This is a genomic window from Bacillus basilensis (assembly GCF_050630465.1).
GTDB classification, from domain to species: Bacteria; Bacillota; Bacilli; order Bacillales; family Bacillaceae_G; genus Bacillus_A; species Bacillus_A basilensis.
Window position 1 is genome coordinate 99,332 of record NZ_JBNTQO010000012.1, and the last position, 19,228, is coordinate 118,559.

At 37.7% G+C, this 19,228-nt stretch carries 18 protein-coding genes, 2 pseudogenes and 1 other annotated feature; of the genes and pseudogenes, 5 read left to right on the plus strand and 15 right to left on the minus strand.

Annotated elements, in window-relative coordinates; all coding sequences use genetic code 11:
• Positions 1 to 69 precede the first annotated feature (69 nt).
• The 6 genes and pseudogenes from mbcS to ACQVV1_RS20620 form a co-directional block, all read right to left on the minus strand.
• Positions 70 to 1,656 carry an acyl-CoA synthetase MbcS gene (gene mbcS / locus ACQVV1_RS20595; protein WP_242252492.1) on the minus strand — a complete coding sequence of 529 codons (1,587 nt, stop codon included), beginning with the start codon at positions 1,654 to 1,656 and terminating at the stop codon, positions 70 to 72.
• 277 nt (positions 1,657 to 1,933) lie between these two features.
• Positions 1,934 to 2,131, minus strand: coding sequence for an alpha/beta-type small acid-soluble spore protein (locus ACQVV1_RS20600; protein WP_000124490.1), 198 nt, complete (start codon positions 2,129 to 2,131; stop codon positions 1,934 to 1,936).
• A gap of 80 nt (positions 2,132 to 2,211) precedes the next feature.
• Positions 2,212 to 3,426 (minus strand): tRNA uracil 4-sulfurtransferase ThiI, encoded by a 1,215-nt coding sequence (gene thiI, locus ACQVV1_RS20605; protein WP_431169447.1) that lies wholly within the window; start codon positions 3,424 to 3,426, stop codon positions 2,212 to 2,214.
• Between the two features lie 6 nt (positions 3,427 to 3,432).
• Positions 3,433 to 4,575: a cysteine desulfurase family protein gene (locus ACQVV1_RS20610; RefSeq protein ID WP_063222485.1), complete on the minus strand. Its 1,143-nt coding sequence runs from the start codon at positions 4,573 to 4,575 to the stop codon at positions 3,433 to 3,435.
• A gap of 229 nt (positions 4,576 to 4,804) precedes the next feature.
• Positions 4,805 to 6,517 carry a septation ring formation regulator EzrA gene (ezrA, locus tag ACQVV1_RS20615; RefSeq protein WP_242252490.1) on the minus strand — a complete coding sequence of 571 codons (1,713 nt, stop codon included), beginning with the start codon at positions 6,515 to 6,517 and terminating at the stop codon, positions 4,805 to 4,807.
• A gap of 385 nt (positions 6,518 to 6,902) precedes the next feature.
• Positions 6,903 to 7,718: pseudogene (locus ACQVV1_RS20620) on the minus strand (LysR family transcriptional regulator); the annotation flags it as partial.
• A 124-nt stretch (positions 7,719 to 7,842) separates the two neighbouring features.
• Here ACQVV1_RS20620 and ACQVV1_RS20625 point away from each other — a divergent pair.
• Positions 7,843 to 8,787, plus strand: coding sequence for a DMT family transporter (locus tag ACQVV1_RS20625; RefSeq protein WP_242252488.1), 945 nt, complete (start codon positions 7,843 to 7,845; stop codon positions 8,785 to 8,787).
• Positions 8,788 to 8,798: 11 nt separating this feature from the next.
• On the opposite strand, the gene refZ is transcribed toward ACQVV1_RS20625, so the two are convergent.
• Positions 8,799 to 9,437 carry a forespore capture DNA-binding protein RefZ gene (refZ, locus tag ACQVV1_RS20630; RefSeq protein ID WP_242252487.1) on the minus strand — a complete coding sequence of 213 codons (639 nt, stop codon included), beginning with the start codon at positions 9,435 to 9,437 and terminating at the stop codon, positions 8,799 to 8,801.
• 147 nt (positions 9,438 to 9,584) lie between these two features.
• On the opposite strand from refZ, the gene ACQVV1_RS20635 reads away from it, so the two are divergent.
• Entirely contained in the window at positions 9,585 to 10,064 is a 480-nt protein-coding gene (locus ACQVV1_RS20635; protein ID WP_063222481.1) for a GAF domain-containing protein, read from the plus strand.
• A gap of 61 nt (positions 10,065 to 10,125) precedes the next feature.
• On the opposite strand, the gene megL is transcribed toward ACQVV1_RS20635, so the two are convergent.
• Positions 10,126 to 11,301 carry a methionine gamma-lyase gene (gene megL / locus ACQVV1_RS20640; RefSeq protein WP_242252485.1) on the minus strand — a complete coding sequence of 392 codons (1,176 nt, stop codon included), beginning with the start codon at positions 11,299 to 11,301 and terminating at the stop codon, positions 10,126 to 10,128.
• Positions 11,302 to 11,700: 399 nt separating this feature from the next.
• Between megL and rpsD the strand changes: the two genes are divergently transcribed.
• Positions 11,701 to 12,303, plus strand: a complete 603-nt coding sequence (rpsD, locus tag ACQVV1_RS20645; RefSeq protein ID WP_000135322.1) for a 30S ribosomal protein S4 — start codon at positions 11,701 to 11,703, stop codon at positions 12,301 to 12,303.
• A 453-nt stretch (positions 12,304 to 12,756) separates the two neighbouring features.
• Here the strand turns inward: rpsD and ACQVV1_RS20650 are convergent, their stop codons facing one another.
• Positions 12,757 to 12,885 (minus strand): hypothetical protein, encoded by a 129-nt coding sequence (locus ACQVV1_RS20650; protein WP_000050940.1) that lies wholly within the window; start codon positions 12,883 to 12,885, stop codon positions 12,757 to 12,759.
• 105 nt (positions 12,886 to 12,990) lie between these two features.
• Between ACQVV1_RS20650 and ACQVV1_RS20655 the strand changes: the two genes are divergently transcribed.
• A complete protein-coding gene (locus ACQVV1_RS20655) occupies positions 12,991 to 13,338 on the plus strand; it encodes a YjdJ family protein (RefSeq protein WP_242252481.1) in 348 nt (115 codons plus the stop codon).
• A gap of 79 nt (positions 13,339 to 13,417) precedes the next feature.
• Here the strand turns inward: ACQVV1_RS20655 and tyrS are convergent, their stop codons facing one another.
• The 6 genes and pseudogenes from tyrS to acsA form a co-directional block, all read right to left on the minus strand.
• Positions 13,418 to 14,674 carry a tyrosine--tRNA ligase gene (gene tyrS, locus ACQVV1_RS20660; protein ID WP_242252480.1) on the minus strand — a complete coding sequence of 419 codons (1,257 nt, stop codon included), beginning with the start codon at positions 14,672 to 14,674 and terminating at the stop codon, positions 13,418 to 13,420.
• A gap of 70 nt (positions 14,675 to 14,744) precedes the next feature.
• Positions 14,745 to 14,973: a binding site (T-box leader), on the minus strand.
• A gap of 77 nt (positions 14,974 to 15,050) precedes the next feature.
• The gene (locus tag ACQVV1_RS20665) at positions 15,051 to 15,296 is read right to left on the minus strand and encodes a hypothetical protein (RefSeq protein ID WP_242252478.1); all 246 of its coding nucleotides are present in this window, start codon (positions 15,294 to 15,296) and stop codon (positions 15,051 to 15,053) included.
• Positions 15,277 to 15,822: an RNA polymerase sigma factor gene (locus tag ACQVV1_RS20670; RefSeq protein ID WP_063222477.1), complete on the minus strand. Its 546-nt coding sequence runs from the start codon at positions 15,820 to 15,822 to the stop codon at positions 15,277 to 15,279. Before ACQVV1_RS20670 ends, ACQVV1_RS20665 begins: the two co-directional genes overlap by 20 nt.
• Positions 15,803 to 16,258 carry a hypothetical protein gene (locus ACQVV1_RS20675; protein WP_000066442.1) on the minus strand — a complete coding sequence of 152 codons (456 nt, stop codon included), beginning with the start codon at positions 16,256 to 16,258 and terminating at the stop codon, positions 15,803 to 15,805. Before ACQVV1_RS20675 ends, ACQVV1_RS20670 begins: the two co-directional genes overlap by 20 nt.
• 66 nt (positions 16,259 to 16,324) lie before the next feature.
• Positions 16,325 to 16,600: pseudogene (locus tag ACQVV1_RS20680) on the minus strand (maltose acetyltransferase domain-containing protein).
• 85 nt (positions 16,601 to 16,685) lie between these two features.
• Positions 16,686 to 18,404, minus strand: a complete 1,719-nt coding sequence (acsA, locus tag ACQVV1_RS20685; protein ID WP_063222475.1) for an acetate--CoA ligase — start codon at positions 18,402 to 18,404, stop codon at positions 16,686 to 16,688.
• 176 nt (positions 18,405 to 18,580) lie between these two features.
• Here acsA and acuA point away from each other — a divergent pair, with 176 nt between their 5' ends.
• Positions 18,581 to 19,213 (plus strand): acetoin utilization protein acetyltransferase AcuA, encoded by a 633-nt coding sequence (acuA, locus tag ACQVV1_RS20690; RefSeq protein WP_063222474.1) that lies wholly within the window; start codon positions 18,581 to 18,583, stop codon positions 19,211 to 19,213.
• Positions 19,214 to 19,228: the final 15 nt, after the last annotated feature.

Genomic DNA, 19,228 nt, shown 5'->3' on the forward strand with positions numbered 1-19,228 from the left:
ACTTGTGTTCGTTTTTATATTATCATTGTTTTCCATTTCATTCAACTATTTCCTTCACTGTTTTCAAAATTATTTTGAGGGTAGCTCCATCTCTTGTTTTCTAAGTTCAATACGGCGAATTTTTCCAGAAATTGTTTTTGGTAGTTCATCTATAAATTCAATTTTGCGAGGGTATTTATATGGTGCAGTGAGTTCTTTGACGTGTTGTTGGAGTATTGGAATTAATGTTTCTTCGTTCTTTTCTATATTCTCTCTTAATACAATAAATGCCTTCACGACACTTCCGCGAATTTCATCAGGGCTTGCGACAACCGCACACTCTCTTACATAAGGATGTTTTACAAGCGCATCTTCTACTTCAAACGGACCGATTGTATAACCAGAGCTAATAATAATATCGTCACCGCGCCCTTCAAACCAGAAATAGCCATCTTCATCTTTCTTCGCTTTATCACCGGTAATATAATAATCACCGCGAAATTGCATCGCTGTGCGTTCATCGTCTTTATAATATTGTTTAAAGAGGGCTGGTGTTTCAATGTGAACTGCAATATCACCAACTTCTCCTACCTTTACCGGCATACCTTCCTCATCTACAATATCAACGTGGTTGCCTGGCGTTGGTTTCCCCATTGATCCTGGTCTAATATCCATCCCTTTCATTATACCAACAAGTAATGTATTTTCCGTTTGCCCATAGCCGTCTCTTACTGTAATATCAAAGTGTTTTTGGAACGTCTCAATGACTTCTCTATTTAACGGCTCACCTGCGGATACAGCGCTATGTAACGCTTCTAAATTATACTCACTTAAATTCTCTACTTTTGCCATTAATCTATACTCAGTCGGCGTGCAACAAAGCACATTCACCTTATTATCATTTAATAAATTTAAATATGTTTTCGGTTCAAACTTACCGTTGTACACAAATCCTGTTGCCCCAGAGCCTAGAGTTGCTAAAAACGGGCTCCAAATCCACTTTTGCCAGCCTGGACTAGCCGTTGCCCATACAACATCATTCTCTTCAATTCCAAGCCAATTTGGGGCGCTCGTACGTAAATGAGCGTATGCCCACGCATGCGTATGAACAACACCTTTTGGATTTCCTGTCGTTCCTGACGTGTAAGATAAAAAGACCATGTCCTCTTTATCTGTCTTCGCCATTTCTAACATGTCACTTTCTGTTTCTAACGCTGTTTTTAAATTGATCCATCCATCTACTGACTGCTCGCTCAGAACGAATTTTCGAAGAGATTCCATCACTTCTATATCATCAAACTGGCCAATGTACGGCTCATAACTTACAATTGCCTTTACTTCACCATGCCCGATTCGATATTCAATATCTTTTTTACGCAACATTTCCGAACTTGGAATTACGACAAATCCTGCTTTAATCGCTGCGATATACGTCATGTACGCTTCAATTAAACGCGGCATCATAATGAGGAGCTTGTCCCCTTTTTGCAGACCACTCTTTATAAAAGCGTTTCCAATTTTATTCGCACCTTGCATTAACTCAGCGTATGTAACTTCTCTTCTATTCCCTTTATCATCTTGCCAAATTAAAGCAAGCTTCTCTTTATCACCTGTATATTTCTCTATTTCAGAAACTAAATTATAAGACGGCGGTGCCAACAATTGTTCTCTCTTCATAAACATCCTCCTTTTTTATGCCTCCCTTATATAATAAAGAATTTTCTGTCTATTTTGAACCCTCTTCTTTTGACAAATTTTTTAGTTCTGTCGAATTGGTAAATGAAATTGTATCGACGATTTTTTAAATATATCGAACACAACTTGGAATATATCAACGATTTTTGGAATATATCGACGTTTCGACAAAGGATATTGACTTACCGACAAATAGCGACACAACACAAAAAAAGAAAGAGCGGGAGAACCCGCTCTTTCTAAGCCATCGTATATGGGATTATTTTTGGAAACCGCCTAATTGTTGCTCAGCTAGTGAAACTAGACGTTTAGTAATTTCGCCACCAACAGAACCGTTAGCGCGAGATGTTGCATCCGCTCCAAGTTGAACACCAAACTCTTGAGCGATTTCGTATTTCATTTGGTCTAATGCTGATTCAGCACCAGGAACCGCTAATTTATTTGTGCTACGTGCCATGTTATATCACCTCCTTGTGAGTATAGAGTGTGATAAATAACATGACTTCATACACGGTTTAGATATGGTAATTTATGGGTTTAGAAAAGTTCTTCGAATTTTTCTTCTTCCGCCACTACTTCTACTGTTTGCAATACCACTGTTTCTTTGTTTGCTACAGCTTCATCAATTAATGGTGTGAAATCATATTTCGCTTCAAAACGATTCGCTTTTTCACGCTTCGGCTTCGTCGCTGGGCTTGCTGGTGTGAATACTGTACAGCAATCTTCGTACGGACGAATTGAAATCTCATATGTGCCAATTTCTTCAGCGATTTTAATAATTTCTAATTTATCCATCGTAATAAGTGGACGAATAACTGGATAGTTTGTTACTTCGTTAATCGTATGCATACTATCTAATGTTTGGCTTGCTACTTGTCCAAGACTTTCACCAGTCGTGATTGCAAGTGCATTACGCTCCTCTGCGATACGCTCTGTAATACGCATCATCATACGGCGCATAACTGTCATTGAATAGCTAGATGGAATTTCTTTATTAATCGTTTTTTGCACTTCTGTAAATGGAACAAGGTGAAGTGTTACACGTTTACAGTATTTCGTTAACTCTTGTGCTAAATCGATTACTTTTTGTTTCGCACGCTCGCTTGTGAAAGGTGGGCTATGGAAGTGAACTGCTTCCACAGATACGCCGCGTTTCATCGTTAAGTAAGCTGCTACCGGGCTATCGATACCACCAGAAAGAAGTACCATTACTTTTCCGCCAACGCCAACTGGTAAACCGCCAGCCCCCATACGCTCATCGCACATAATGTAGCTATAACCACTGCGAATTTCTACACGTACATTTACATCTGGATTATGAACATCTACTGTAATATCTTCTGTATTTTCTAGAATGTGCCCACCAATCTCAGGTAATAATTCCATCGTTCTCATTGGGAAATGCTTATAAGAACGGTGTACAGTAATTTTAAATGTTTTCACATCGCCTTTTACTTGTAAGAAAGCTGCTAATGCACCTTTTTTAATATCTTCTAATTCTGATGGTACTTTCATCGCTAAGTTAAACTTATGAATACCAAATACATCTTTCAATCTTTCAGAGATCGCTTCATGATCTTCACCATTTAATTGGATGTACATACGGTCATGTGTTGCATCGATTTTAATATTTGGGAACTTTTTCAGTTTGAACTTCACGTTATCTTTTAATGTGCTTACGAATTTAGAACGGTTCTTACCTTTAGTCGTCATCTCTCCGTAACGAACTAAAATATATTCATATGTCATCATATTCCTTTACCTCATCACTTCATATAATTTTGGCATTGTTTGTTTCACAATACCTTCAAATTGTTTTACTTCTTCCATCGTGTTTTCTGGTGCCAAACTAATACGAATCGCACTTGCAGCAGCGGCATGCGGTACTCCCATTGACACTAATACTCTGCTCACTTCATTCGCTTTTGAAGAACAAGCAGACTTCGTCGATACATATACACCGTGTTCTTCTAAAGCATGAACGACCACTTCTGGTTTTAAACCAACAAATGATACATTTAAAATGTGCGGTGCTGCATATGCAAGCGACGTATTGATCGTTACATCTTCCATCTCTTTAAAGAAACGGACAAGCTCTGCTTGTAAACTTTGCAAATGAGCTACCTTTTCTTTCACTTGTTCCATTGTCATGCGAAGTGCTTTCACCATCGCTACAATGCCAGGTAAGTTCTCTGTACCAGAGCGATACTTCAGCTCTTGTTGACCACCTGATAAAATTGGATCTAACCTTACGCCATCACGTATATAAAGCAGACCTGTTCCTTTTACACTGTGGAATTTATGTCCAGATATTGAGCAAAGATCAATATGAGAAGCGTATAAATCAAGCGGTACTTTTCCTATCCCTTGTACATGGTCCACATGGAATCTTATTTTCGGATAATTCGATAATAACGTTCCAATTTCAACAACAGGCTGAATCGCTCCAGTCTCGTTGTTCACGTGAATAATTGACACAAGAATCGTATCTTCACGAAGTGCTCGTTTTACATCCTCTACCGATACAACACCATGCTCATTAACCGGTAAATATGTTACATCAAAACCGAGATCTTCTAACTGTTTATATGCTTCAAACACAGACGCGTGTTCAATATTTGTTGTAATGATATGTTTACCGCGCGAACGATTCCTCATCGCTATCCCTTTAATCGCAAGGTTATTCCCTTCCGTTCCACCTGATGTGAAAATAATTTCAGAAGGTTTAACGTGAAGAAGTTGCGCTGCAATCGTTCTTGATTGTGTTAATAGACGCTCTGCCTCTCCTCCAAGCGAATGAATAGAAGAAGGGTTTCCAAAATATTTTCCAGCAACCGTTACGTACGATTGAAGAGCTTCTGGATATGGCTTCGTCGTCGCACTATTATCAAAATAGATCATCGTTCTTCCCCTTTCAGCGCTATCACATCATATAATCATATCACAAATACATGTAATTACGCTAAGACTACTCAAAGGTTCCATTTTATCCCGATTGTGAAGGACAATAATTAGCGAGGATGCCCACACTGATTACAGTTTCACTTTATTTTAAAACGAATAACCTTACTGTATTCCGCTATTCATTATAGCAACATCGCCCTCAAAATTACACAAAAAAACAAACCCTTTATGAAAGGGTTTGTTCATTGTCTACATATTCAGCTATTTTTTGAACAACGCCAGGTTCAAGTTGCTCTAGTATAGAAGCCGCTTGTTCTAAAGCTGCATCGTATTGATATTCACGGAATAATTTCTCCGCATAATTTAAGCTCTCTGCAAGACTCTCATCATGACTACGGTAACGATTACCGTATTGAATTAATTTTTCAACTAAATACGCTTGTCCAATTAACTCTTCTGTCATTTCAGCTACACCATTAACAGTTGTGTATGCTTCTTCTAAACTGCTATTTACAGCGTTCATATTTAATGGCTTCACTTCTAATTGATCATATACAGCTTGCATTGCCATTTGTCCTCTTTTTAAATCTTCCATAATACTCTCTGGAAGACCTGGCAAATTCGACTTTTGCATAAATCGTTTCGTTTCGAAAATGATATTTCGCATTTCTTGTAATTTCTCACGCGCTTCAAATTCTTCTTTACGCATCGTTTGCAGCATTTCTTTATATTCTGCATGAAGTACTTTCAATGTTTCACATTGCTCATAAACCTCTTCTAATTCCTCACGAATAATAGAGAAGGCAATATCTTGTTCAGCAACGCGTAATTGTAGCATTTCAAAACGTTTCGTTAAAATGTGCATTTGCTTTTCAATTACTTTTTGAGACTCAATGTCCTTATCTTGTAACTGATAACTTTGTTTCACAAGTTGTGTTTCTGCTTTTGTTTCAATCGTTTCAGTGCGAATTTCTTCTAAATCTTCATAAACAGAAAGTGTTTTTTGCTCCACATAATGTCTCGCATGCACCTCTTGCTCCAGCTGATCATAGAAACCATCTAAACGCGTTTTTAAGTTTTCTACTTTTTCAGTCGCTTCCGTTATATGAAGCTCCTGTATATCCATTAAACATGTGTGTAGTTGTGTCGTCATATCGCGAACTTCTTTAGGGATTTCCAAATACTCTAATACATAACCTTGTCTTACCATATCGTTATGTCCGTGCAATAAGTCTTCCAGCTGAACTGGTAACGTCGCTTGACACTCTACCAATAAATCTGGAATTTGGTGAATAATGATTTCTAAATCTGCTAAACCTTCTTCCAAACTAATAACAATTTCTCTCGCTTTTAAATAGTCACCATTATCTGTTGCCTCTTCAAAGCTTTTAAATTTATTAGATTCAGCATCTAGCATCTCTTCAATTTTCTGCTCTGCTGCTCCATACATATGTCTATGGGCAAGAACACTCTTCTTCATACTACGATATGTATCACGTAACTCTTCAATTTCCGAGCTATTTTTTTCATGGCTTTCTAACAATTGCTGTAATTCATTTAAAATGTCTGTAATACGATTATCAGCGTCATCTAAACCACTTATGGATTCATTCATCGCATGCTTTGCTTTTCGGAAGGAGAATTGCGAGGCGAATTTTCGCGCTTGCGCTAAATCTTTGTCAGCTTTCGGAAGGGTTGTTGATACAATTTCATCCCATTCTTCACGCCATTTGCCAAACAGCTCTTCTGTTTGACCCGTCATATTTAAATCTTTTACCCGCTTTAGTTCATCTGCCACAGGTTTATCTTTTATCTCTTGTTTCCACTGCTCCAGTGCCTCAATATCTTTATATGAACGATTTCTTATCACAAGCTCTATCATGAGCAGCACTAGAATAGAGCTTACTACAATGATAACGATCGTCAGGATAGAATCCATGCAAAAAAGCCTCCTAGTTATATCTCTTTTTTTGTCCGTTCCGTTTATGAAATGGAAGGCATTATGTATAAAAAGGGAATCCCCCTATATTTAACAACTAACAATGTACTAATCATACCATGTAATGGCTTGTTTTTGACCTAGTTTTTTTAAAATTTCATGTTTCTTTCAATGCAATTGTAATCTTTCTCAATATTCTATTTGGATTATCTCTCATCATCAAATAAATGCAATAAAGTGAAACTTTAATCAGTGGGGGTTGTTTCCCGCCCACTGATTATTAGCCCTCACCAATCGGGCTTTTACGGGTAGTTGATTCCCCACCTAACTTCTTTGCTTTCGCTGAATTTTGAGGTGGGGTCTTACTGCCCGGCAAATAGCGGGACAAAGGGCCTTCTTCCATATGAGATGCGAAATAAATTTTCCGCACAAGTGGTGGCTCAATAGAAATCGCATGCACATTCCCTTGCTTTACCGCTTGCTCTACTGACATTTCTGGAAGTAACGTGATACCAAGTCCAGCACCGACCATCGCAAGCATCGGTTCTGCATAAGAAGTTTCAAATGCAATGATTGGTTTCGCACCTATCCCTTGAAACATATTCGTAATCATTTTCCTTACATCACAGATTTCTGGATATACGATTAACTTTTCATTTTGAAAATCTTCCATTCGGATTACTGTTTTTTCTTTATAAAGATGATCATTTGAAACGACACAAACAATTTTTTCTTCTCGCATTTCTTTTATACATGTAGCGCCTTCTACTACTGAATCAATGAACATCGCTTCAATCTTCCGTTCTTTAAAGAGTCCCATTAGTACTTTCGTATGCTCAATTCTCCATTCTACTTCGAACCCGTCACCTAATATATCTTTACATTTTGATATGTAATGTGCTGCTAAACTTGGCAATATGCCTATAGAAATGCTCCGCTTCTCTTGAAACTTCTTCATTTCGGCTTTCACTTCATGTATGTGTTCCAAAACCGGTAACATTCTTGTTATAAATAACTCTCCAGCACTTGTTAATTCGACTCCTTGCGCGGAACGCTTGAGTAAAGTAACCTCTAAATCCGCTTCTAACCTTTGAATTTGTTTACTAAGCGCCGGTTGAGAAATATGTAAAAGCTTACTTGCCTTTGATAAACTTCGCGTGTTCTTTACTTCAATAAACGATCGTACTGCCTCTAAATCCATCGTACACACCTCTAACAAAAAGTTATAACTGTCATAAGAAATCGGTATTTCCTTCTATAAACAATTACTCTTTATACTTATTTCATCAACTTACTATAACGAAATGTAAAGGGGAAAGATACTCTTGAACAAAAAACAAATGCTACTCGGATCCCTCCTATGCTTACTTGCCGTAACGGCTTGGGGATTTATGTTTCCTGTAATGGCAAACGCCTTACAGTTTATCGATCCGTTCTTCTTCACAACTATCCGATACGGATCAGCAGCTATTATTTTTCTTATTCTGTTATTAATTACCGAAGGGACACAGTCGCTCCGCTTAGAAAAGAGAACACTTTCGTTATTCTTTTACGGAACAGTCGGTTTCGCTGGATATGGTTTTCTCGTTTTCTACGGACAACAACTTGCCGGACCTTCTGGAGCCATCCATGCGGCTATGATTCAGTCTCTTATGCCACTCATCGCTTTATTATTGCAGTGGATAACAAAAAACAAACGCCCACAAAACTACACATTCCTTTGTATGTTCGTTGCACTAATCGGTGTTATGCTTGTCATTTCAAAAGGAAATATTCACTTATTATTTGGAGCTGCCAGTCACGTCTCAACAAATATACTTATGCTATGCGGCGTTACTTGCTGGGTCATTTACACGAACGGTGGTGCTCGTTTTCAATCTTGGTCACCACTTCGATATACGACGTTAACTTGTTTATTCGGCTCAATTTCACTCATCGTTATTGTCACTTTCTTCACTTACACAAACGTCGTTACTGTACCGTCACTCTCTACAATTATGAGCGTTCGTTTTGAACTCTTATATATGTCGATTATTGCAGGGGTTATCGCTGTATTTTGCTGGAACACAGGAAATCGCTATATTTCATCTATTAACGGCATATTATTTATGAATTTAGTTCCTGTCCTTGCACTTATCGGTTCCATCTTTCGAGGTTATACAGTCGACAAAATTGAAGTTACCGGAGCCTCATTAACAATTATCGCGCTATTATGCAACAATTTATGGCAAAGAAAAGAAAGCACAAGAATCCCCACCTCAGTTCGTTAGGTGGGGATTTTTCACATATGAACGGCTCTTGGCAATTCATAATACATATTCGTTATACATAATGTTTGTTCCATCCATTGTTCAATTTCTTTCGTGTACATTTCTAAGAAAAATGTTTCAGACGGAAAAGAATGCAGTACTTCTGATATATATTGCGGATATAAAAACGGCATATTCATCATGCCTTTTAATTGCGTCATAAACATTGTAAAAGATACCTTTCTAAACTCTTGCTTCATTTGTCCCTGTCTAATTATTTGCTCTATATAATATCTTTCTTTAGAAAAATAAACGGTCATCACTTCACGAATTAATGTCGTATCAAGCGAAAGCTCTCGGTAGAAGAAACGTGTCAGTTCCCTATTTTCAAATTGATATCGTAAAATTCCGCGCACCATTTGCACCATCACATCTTTAGCTGACAAATACTCTCTCTGTTCAAACGACATTTCAATCACATGAATATATCCTTCTAAAAAATCAGTAATAAGCCGTTCTAATAAACCTTGCTTTCCAGCAAAATAATATGAAATATTCGCTACATTCACATCCGCTCGCTTTGCAATGTCTCGCACCGAGGTTCCATCATAACCTTTCGTATTAAACAACGATATTGCCGCATCAATTACTTTTTGTTTCGTCTGTTTCATGCGCTCACTTCCTCTCACTGAACAGCTATAGTTTAAATTTCTTGACTTTTAAGACAAATTCCTTTAATTTTCTATCGACAAAGTCATGTGAAATACATCGTGTTTTGCTAATATTTTACACATCTCGATAAAAAAGGAGCTGTTTCCATGTTTACTAAAGAAAGTTATGCAGGATCTCGTGAAGAGCAATATGAGACAGTAATTAAACAACTGGATGCATTATTAACTGGCGAATCAAACGTAGTCGCAAACTTATCAAATGCGTCCGCATTATTAAACCAATTTTTAGATCGTGTGAATTGGGTTGGCTTTTACGTAACAGAAGGAAATCAGCTTGTTCTTGGACCATTCCAAGGAATGCCTGCTTGCGTACGCATCCCATTTGGACGAGGCGTTTGCGGCGTTGCAGCTGAAACGAAAACAACGCAGCTTGTAGCAGACGTTCACCAATTCCCAGGACATATCGCTTGCGACAGTGCTTCAAATTCAGAAATCGTCGTACCGATTGTAAAAGAAGGAACTGTCATCGGTGTACTTGATATCGATAGCCCTGAAAAAAATCGTTTTGACGAAGTAGATCAGCGCTATTTAGAAAAGTTTGTGGAAACACTCCTAACACATATGTAAAAGGAAAAGAGCGAGTTATCGATTGAGTACATCACGTACAAAACCGATAGCTAGCTCTTTTTTATTGATTGACCGTAGATATGTTCTTTAACGCTTGCTCTAAATCAGAAGCAATATCCTCCCATGATTCTAAACCGACAGATAAACGTATTAAATTATCATAAATGCCCATTTCTTGTCTTAGCTCAGCTGGAATCGCAGCGTGCGTCATCGTCGCTGGATGCTGAATTAACGTTTCTGTATCTCCTAAACTTACCGCAATTGTAATAAAGTGAAGGTCATTGATAAACGCTTGCGTCTCTTCTTTCCCGCCTTTTACTGAAAAAGAAATCACACCGCCGCCCCGTTTCATTTGGCGAGATGCTAGTTCCCCTTCTGGATACCAAACACCTTCTACCGCATCATGATTTTTTAGGAACGACACAATTTTTTCTGCATTATCACAATGACGATCCATTCTTACCGCTAACGTCTTTAATCCACGTAACAATAACCACGCATCAAACGGCGCCATAATACCGCCGATATCTTTTCGCATCGGGCGAATTTTTTCAGCTAACGCTTTCGTTTTACAAATCGTTACCCCTGCTACAACATCACCGTGACCCCCGATATACTTTGTCGCACTATGCACAACCGCGTCACAGCCGAGTTCAAGCGGCCTTTGTAAATAAGGTGAACAAAACGTATTATCAACAATGACAAGTAATCCATTTCGCTTTGCAACCCGAATCACTTGTTTTAAATCAATTAATTTCATTGTCGGATTAATCGGTGTTTCAACGAAAATAAGCTTTGTATTTGGGCGAATCTTATTTTCAATATCAGCCTCTGTTTCCATATCACAAAAAGAATGCGTAATCATAAATTTTTCTTCTAACACTTCTAAAAAACCGTACGTGCACCCATATAATCCATTTGAACAAATAATATGATCTCCAGCCTTTAGAAAACCAATTAAGGTTGCTGAAATAGCTGCCATACCGGATCCGAAAGCAAGTGCTTCCTCTCCTCCTTCTAACACCGCCATACGTTCTTCAAATAATTTTACAGTTGGATTTCCAAGTCTTGAGTAAATATAAGATGGATCTACTCCCGCAAAACTCGCCTCACCTTGCTGTGCAGTCTCAAATGTAAATGTAGACGTTTGAAATAAAGGTGGTGTTAAACTTCCTTTATGTTCCTCAGATGTATAACCGTGATGAATTAACGCTGTCTCCATATGCTTCTTTTTCATAAAAACATCCCCTTTTATGTTTTTACTGCCGCATATTCATCAACAAAAATTTGATGAACGTTTTCACCATATTTTATGTAAGCGTTTTATTTGTGTTTCTATCTCTTCTTTTATATCTTTTTAAATTCCTTCTTGTTAATTTCCAAAATTTATATGCATAAAACAAAAACGTACTCGCTTGACGAAACTCTGGGTAAAAGATATAATAGCGTTTGTGTAAAATAAAAAGGCAGCCTTGTAATGTGAGTTTATCGTTTGTATTTTGTTCCTCTACGGAGGTGTATCTCGTAACTCCCTGCTGCTGGAGCGAAGGTACATGAAAACAAAATGCCCGTAAATATCGATTACGTCTGTTTTTATTTTACGTAAATAAAAACATTTTTAAAGGAGGAGTCAACTATGGCTCGTTATACAGGTCCAGCTTGGAAACTGTCTCGTCGTCTTGGAATCTCTCTAAGCGGCACAGGAAAAGAATTAGAAAAACGCCCTTACGCACCAGGTCCTCACGGTCCTAACCAACGTAAGAAACTTTCAGAATACGGTTTACAATTACAAGAGAAACAAAAACTTCGTCACATGTACGGCATGACTGAGCGTCAATTCCGTCGCACATTTGACCAAGCAGGTAAAATGCCTGGTAAGCACGGCGAAAACTTCATGATCCTTCTTGAAGCTCGTCTTGACAACCTAGTTTACCGTATGGGCTTAGCTCGCACTCGTCGTGCAGCTCGCCAATTAGTAAACCACGGTCACATCACAGTTGATGGATCTCGCGTAGATATCCCATCTTACCGTGTAAAACCTGGTCAAACTATCAGCGTTCGCGAAAAATCTAACAGCCTTGTTGTTGTTAAAGAAGCGATCGAAGTTAACAACTTCGTACCAGAATACTTAACTTTCGATGCTGATAAATTAGAAGCTACTTACACTCGTCACGCTGAGCGTTCTGAGTTAGCAGCTGAAATCAACGAAGCATTAATCGTAGAGTTCTACTCTCGTTAATCTCGGTACTCTGAAAAGAGTATTATTAAAAGCCCTAGGAACCTTGTTTATCGAGGGGCCTGGGCTTTTTTTATTTTATAAAACACATATAATTAGGCCAAAAATAAAAAAGCTGGTGTGTATATAGAAATGGGTAAGTACAAAAAACAGATGAGAAAAGAAGCTACTTGTTTTGAAAGAAGAATTTACCACGATCCCTCTTCATTTAAAGAACCTCAAAAAAATAAAAATGCTATTAGAAGAATTAGTACAAGATGAAGTAATATTCATGGTAGAGCATTATGTCGTTACACGAATTAGAACAGATAAACACCTTTCCCGTTCCCTAACAATGGTTCAAGATCATTTAAAAAATCGAGAAACAAAATACTGAATCACAAGGATAGAAATTACCTCTCCGAAAAAAAAGCCAATCCTGTGGATTGGCTTTTTTCGTTTATATATAAAATAAAATTATTTATTTTCCTCTTTCTGAACATATACATAAGCATCTTTCTGCTCTTTATGTATATCCACCTTCGAATTCTCTGCAAGCTGACCCGCATTTAGCAAAGAAAAAATAATGAGCGCTTCTAGTGACATTTCGTTTTACCACTCCTTTCTAGTTGTTATACATTTATCATACCGCTTACATGTGATTTCCGTATGAACTCGAAAAGGAGATTACAACAAAAAGGTTACAGGAATATGAATGCACGCTATAATAACCATAAAATAGGAGGTGGATTCTTTTTGACAATAAATCAAATGGTTCAGTTAGGCAGTGCATGTATGCTATTTATTACTTCAGCACTTATGAGTTGGTATCAGGGGAGTAATTTAATAGATTATCCTGATGAATGGAAATATAGCGCTAAGTTTACCAATTACTTTAAAGGTACTGTCTCAAATTACCAAGATATTTATCAAATCGATTTCTTTATATATGCAGCAAAATTTTATCCCGCGGCATTTATCGTTATGCTAATTAGTTTACTTTATATGCTCATATTAATTCTTTATATTCTATTTAAAAGAAAAGATCCGGCGATTTAAATCCATACATAAAAAAACCCGAATCATAAACTTTTCAGCCTACAATTCGGGGTACTATTTGTTTTATATTCGTTTCTAATTAGTAACGAATTAAGAAATATTTCTTTTTACCGCGGCGAATGATTGTGAATTTACCTTCGATGCGGTCATTTTCTGTTACAACGTAGTCTAATGCTTGTGTACGCTCACCGTTTACGTAGATTGCGCCGTTCGTTACATCTTCACGTGCTTGACGTTTTGATGGAGAGATTTTGCTTTCCACAAGTAAGTCGATTAATACTGTATCTTCTGCAGTACGTTCTACAGATGGTACATCTTTGAATCCTTGCTCGATTTCGCTTGCAGTCAATTCTGCTACAGAACCACTGAATAATGCAGCTGAAATTTTAATTGCTTGCTCTAATGCTTCTTCACCGTGAACAAGTTTTGTCATTTCAGAACCTAATGCTTTTTGTGCTACACGTTTTTCTGGCGCTTCAGCTACTTGCTTTTCAAGCTCAAGAATTTCTTCATGAGATAAGAATGTGAAGTATTTTAAGTATTTAACAACATCACGGTCATCTGTGTTAATCCAGAATTGGTAGAACTCGTAAGGAGTTGTTTTTTCTGGATCTAACCAAATTGCGCCGCCTTCTGTTTTACCAAACTTCGTACCGTCAGATTTAGTAACAAGTGGAATTGTTAAACCAAATGCTTTCGCATCTTCTTCTGATTTACGGATTAATTCAAGACCAGCTGTAATGTTACCCCATTGGTCACTACCACCGATTTGTAGGCGGCAATTATGGTGTTGGTATAAGTTTAAGAAGTCGTATGATTGTAAAATCATGTAACTAAACTCAGTGAATGAAATACCAGTCTCTAAACGAGATGCTACTGTATCTTTTGCTAACATATAGTTTAAACCGAAGTTTTTACCGATATCGCGTAAGAATGAAATTACATCTAAGTTACCAAGCCAGTCATAGTTATTAGCCATTGTTGCTGGGTTGTCCACGTTTTCAAACTCTAAGAAGTTTGAAAGTTGGTTTTTAATGCTTTCTGTGTAGTAAGCAACTGTATCTTTCGTATTTAATGTACGCTCTGCTTTTTTACCACTTGGATCACCGATCATACCAGTACCACCGCCAACAAGTGCGATTGGTTGGTGACCAGCTAATTGGAAACGACGTAACATTAATACTGGTAACATATGACCGATGTGTAAGCTATCCGCTGTCGGGTCGAAACCACAGTATAATTTAACGCTTTCTTTTTCTAGTAATTGCTCAAGGCCCTCAGCATCTGTTTGCTGATTAATTAGACCGCGAAATTCAAGATCTTGTAAAATACCCATATCCTACATACTCTCCTTTAAGTTCATTACTGGCGTGAAGGTTGAAAACATAAAAAAATCGCCCCTTCAAATAAGGGACGATTTTGATTATCGCGTTACCACCCTAGTTGCAGACCAAAAAAGCCTACCACCTTATTTACATAACGGCTTAGCACCGTCTTTTCCCTTTTGAATACAATTCAATCGAAAAAAGATGCTCTAGGGGCGTAATTCGCGATCATCTATGTGCTGATTTCCACCGACCATCAGCTCTCTAAAACAGGGAAATGATCACTACTTCTCCCTTTCCACGCTCAATTATTCATATACTTTTCTTTATACCATCATTTATATAGGCGTGTCAAATAGAGGTGGAATTTCTCACCTTGCCAATCCTTTACAACGTCGCAAAGAGTATCGTAATAAGAGAAAGAATCGGAACTCCAACTAGCAACGATACATGAAACAAAACTGATAAATCATTTCCTATCGTCGCCTCCACAGGATCTTTCGCCGGAGAACCAAGAAATCCGATTAATCGATCGAAGCGACTTACCGTTTTTGGAAAGTCCGGTACTTCTACATGGTCACTATCTAAATGCTGTTTTAATTTATATTCACTCTTAAAGGGATTTTCGCTCAATTTCATCCACCTCCAGCAATTGTTTCAATTTCTTTATCCCGTTATGAAGTCTCGATTTCACTGTTCCAATCGGAATGTTTAATATTTCTGCAATCTCTTTTTGCTGCATATCATGATAATAAGAAAGGATCAGGACCGCTCTTTGCTCTTCAGGAACTTTCAAAATCGCGTCCCTTACTGTGAGCCGATCTTCGTGAGAAAATTCTTTTTCCGGAATCGGCACTAAAAACGGCAAAAGCGTACGCCACTTTTTTCTCCTATTTAATTTATTAATCATAAGACGATAACCGATTTGAAATAAATACGTTTTTATTTTTCCTTTTTCAGGCTCATACATATGTTTCTTTCGTTCTAACGTCAAAAACGTATCTTGCACAAGGTCGATACTCAGCTGTTCATCTCGATTAAAGCGATACAGAAATGTATATAGCGCTGGTTTAATTAAAACGTATAGTTTTTCCCCAGCCTGCTTATTTCCACTTTGATACGCAAGCATGAGCTCTTCCTCAATCCCAATCTGCGCCATGATTTTTGATCTCCTTTATTCCTTTTAACGTTAACGAAATGCGGGAAATTAAATAGCAACTTGCGACAATAATCCATACTTGTGATTGATTCGTAAAAAATTGAACGTACGGGTTTTGAATTGTCTGGCCGGTTGAAACTAAAATATTTAATGCTTGCACACATATGCATGCATACACTGCAAGACAAGCCGAAATCGTATCAAATACATTCCAACGAAAATACACTTTTGTTTTTGTAAAATCAATTTTATATCCTTTTTTCCGTACTATATATTTTCTATCAAACGGAATAATGATGGAAAACATCACAATCATCATGACTCCAGCTGTGATCATTGAAACTTTAAATCCAATCGGCATCGGTAATAACAGACCACAAGAAAATACGGCTATAATTCCAATTAAAGCAAAAGTAAGAAGTAATTTATTAGACATATAAAAGCCTCCCTCATCTATTCTTTCATAAATGTATACAGACGAGGAAGGTGCTTCGTTCAAATATTATTTTATTTTTTTAATAACCTTTGCAGGATTTCCGCCAACTACTACATGATCTGGCACATCTTTCGTTACAACGGCGCCAGATGCGATAACCGTATTGTCTCCAGTTGTCCCAAATAGTTCTTTTACGATTCCACTACGTTATTCTAATTTTACTTCTAATGTTTCATTTAACTTTCTTGTTAATATACGAGAACGCTCCCTCTCTTGTACTAAAACTGGATCAGTCGGTATATATATTTCTCCTAGTATCATTTTTTCTTTTTCTGTTTTCATTTTATTTCCTCTTTAACTTCTATGTAGGTTAAAGAGGGAATAAAAAAGAAAGGTCTGAACGTTGTTTCGTTCAGACCTTTCTCTCTTAATCTTCCATCGTTGATAAGTCACCTGTTGGTAAGTTTAACTCCCACGCTTTTAATACGCGGCGCATAATTTTACCACTTCTCGTTTTCGGTAATTTATCTCTAAATTCAATTTGTCTTGGTGCCGCATGAGCTGCTAAGCCTTTCTTTACAAATTGACGAATTTCTTCTTTTAACTCTTCAGATGGCTCGTATCCCACGCGAAGCGCGATAAATGCTTTAATGATTTCTCCGCGAACTGGATCAGGAATACCAATTACACCAGCTTCTGCAACAGCAGCATGCTCAATTAATTTGCTTTCTACTTCAAATGGTCCAACACGCTCACCTGACGTCATAATTACATCATCAATACGTCCTTGGAACCAGAAGTATCCATCTTCATCCATGTATGCAGAATCACCTGATACGTACCAGTCTCCTGGCATGAAGTAAGACTCATACTTTTGCTGATTATTCCAGATTCCGCGCATCATAGCTGGCCAACCTTTACCAATTGCTAAGTTACCCATTGTGTATGGAGGCACTTCATTTCCTTCATTATCAACAATCGCTGCTTTCACACCCGGAATTGGTTTACCCATTGAACCTGGACGGATTTCCATACAAGGGTAGTTACAAATAACTTGTCCACCTGTTTCTGTCATCCACCACGTATCATGAATACGAAGTCCAAATGCGCTCATACCCCAGCGAATTACTTCTGGATTTAATGGTTCACCAACACTTAATACGTGTCGCACTTGTGATAAATCATATTTTTTAATTGCATCTTGTCCAGCTCCCATTAACATACGGAAAGCTGTTGGTGCGCTATACCAAACTGTTACACCGTAATCTTGCAGTGCTTCATACCACGCTTCTGGACTAAAGCGTCCGCCTAAAACAACATTTGATGCTCCGACTAACCACGGTGCGAAAATACCATAAGCAGTTCCCGTTACCCAGCCTGGATCAGCTGTGCACCAATATACATCGTCTTCTTTTAAATCTAATACCCATTTCGCCGTTTGGTAATGCTGAACCATTGCGTTTTGTGCATGAAGCACACCTTTTGGCTTACCAGTAGAACCAGACGTGTAATGAAGGATTAAACCGTCTTCACGACCTAACCATTCGATATGTAATTCTTTTGAAGCTTGTTCAAATAAAGGATTAAACGCTACAGTTTTACCGCCTTCTTCTACATTGTCTCCAACAAGGAAGACTGTTTTTAAAGCTGGTAAATCATTTAATGGTACACGCTCTAGCAATTCAGGCGTTGTAATTAACACCTTTGCTTCGCTATCTTCTAAACGGTCGCGAACTGCACCTTCCATAAATGCCTCAAATAGCGGTCCAACGATTGCCCCTAATTTCACTGCACCAAGAAGTGCGAAATATAACTCTGGGGAACGCGGCATAAAAATAAAAACGCGATCGCCTTTTTCTACATCGCCATAATTTTTCAGGACGTTTCCTGCTTTATTAGAAAAATCCTTCATTTCCTTAAATGTATATTTCTCTTTTCGCGATCCATCTTGATAATAAAGAGCTACTTTATTCTTTCGATCGGATTTTGCATGCTTATCAATTGCCTCATACGCCATATTTACTCGGCCTGTCTCATTCCAAGTAAAGTTTTTATTAACCTCTTCCCAGTTAAAATTCGCGTATGCCTCATCATAATTCGGCAAATTATTTTCTCCTTTAATGACAGGAAGCGTTTCTACTTTCATACTTTACATCCCCCTCCTATGTATTCTATTATCTATTATAATGACATTATTTAAAATTTTCAGTATATTTGTTGATTTTTAGACAAATTTTTAATGACAAAATTCGATTCACATCGCATATATTATAAAGTACGATATTAATAGATTCACAAACCCTCAAGGTGGTGAGCAATACATTGATTCATAAAAAAATATATAATGCTAGAAACTTAAAAACAGCGAAAGGCACTTTAATTATTGAAGGTCCTGTCTCTACACATAACTTAGAAATGTATGAATTTCATCCAGATTTAGTTGCGTTTCGTCCTGCCGAGCAGCAGTACAAAGCAATTGTCGAAATTTCTAAATTACCAGAAGCTCGTCTCATTATTGCTAGACATGACCAAACAATCGTTGGATATGTTACATATTTATATCCTGATCCGCTCGAACGATGGTCAGAAGGAAAAATCGAAAACTTAATTGAACTCGGGGCAATTGAAGTAGTCCCAGCCTTCCGCGGATGCGCTGTCGGAAAGAACTTGTTAGAGGTTTCAATGATGGACGATTATATGGAAGATTACATTATATTGACGACTGAATATTATTGGCACTGGGATTTAAAACAAACAGGCTTAAACGTTTGGGAATATCGAAAAGTAATGGAAAAGATGATGAATGCTGGTGGCTTACAATGGATGGCTACAGATGATCCTGAAATTTGCTCGCATCCCGCTAACTGTTTAATGGTCCGCATCGGTAAACGCGTTGATACGGATTCTATTCAAGCATTTGATCGTCTACGTTTTCACAATCGTTTTATGTACTAAATAAAGGGGGCAACT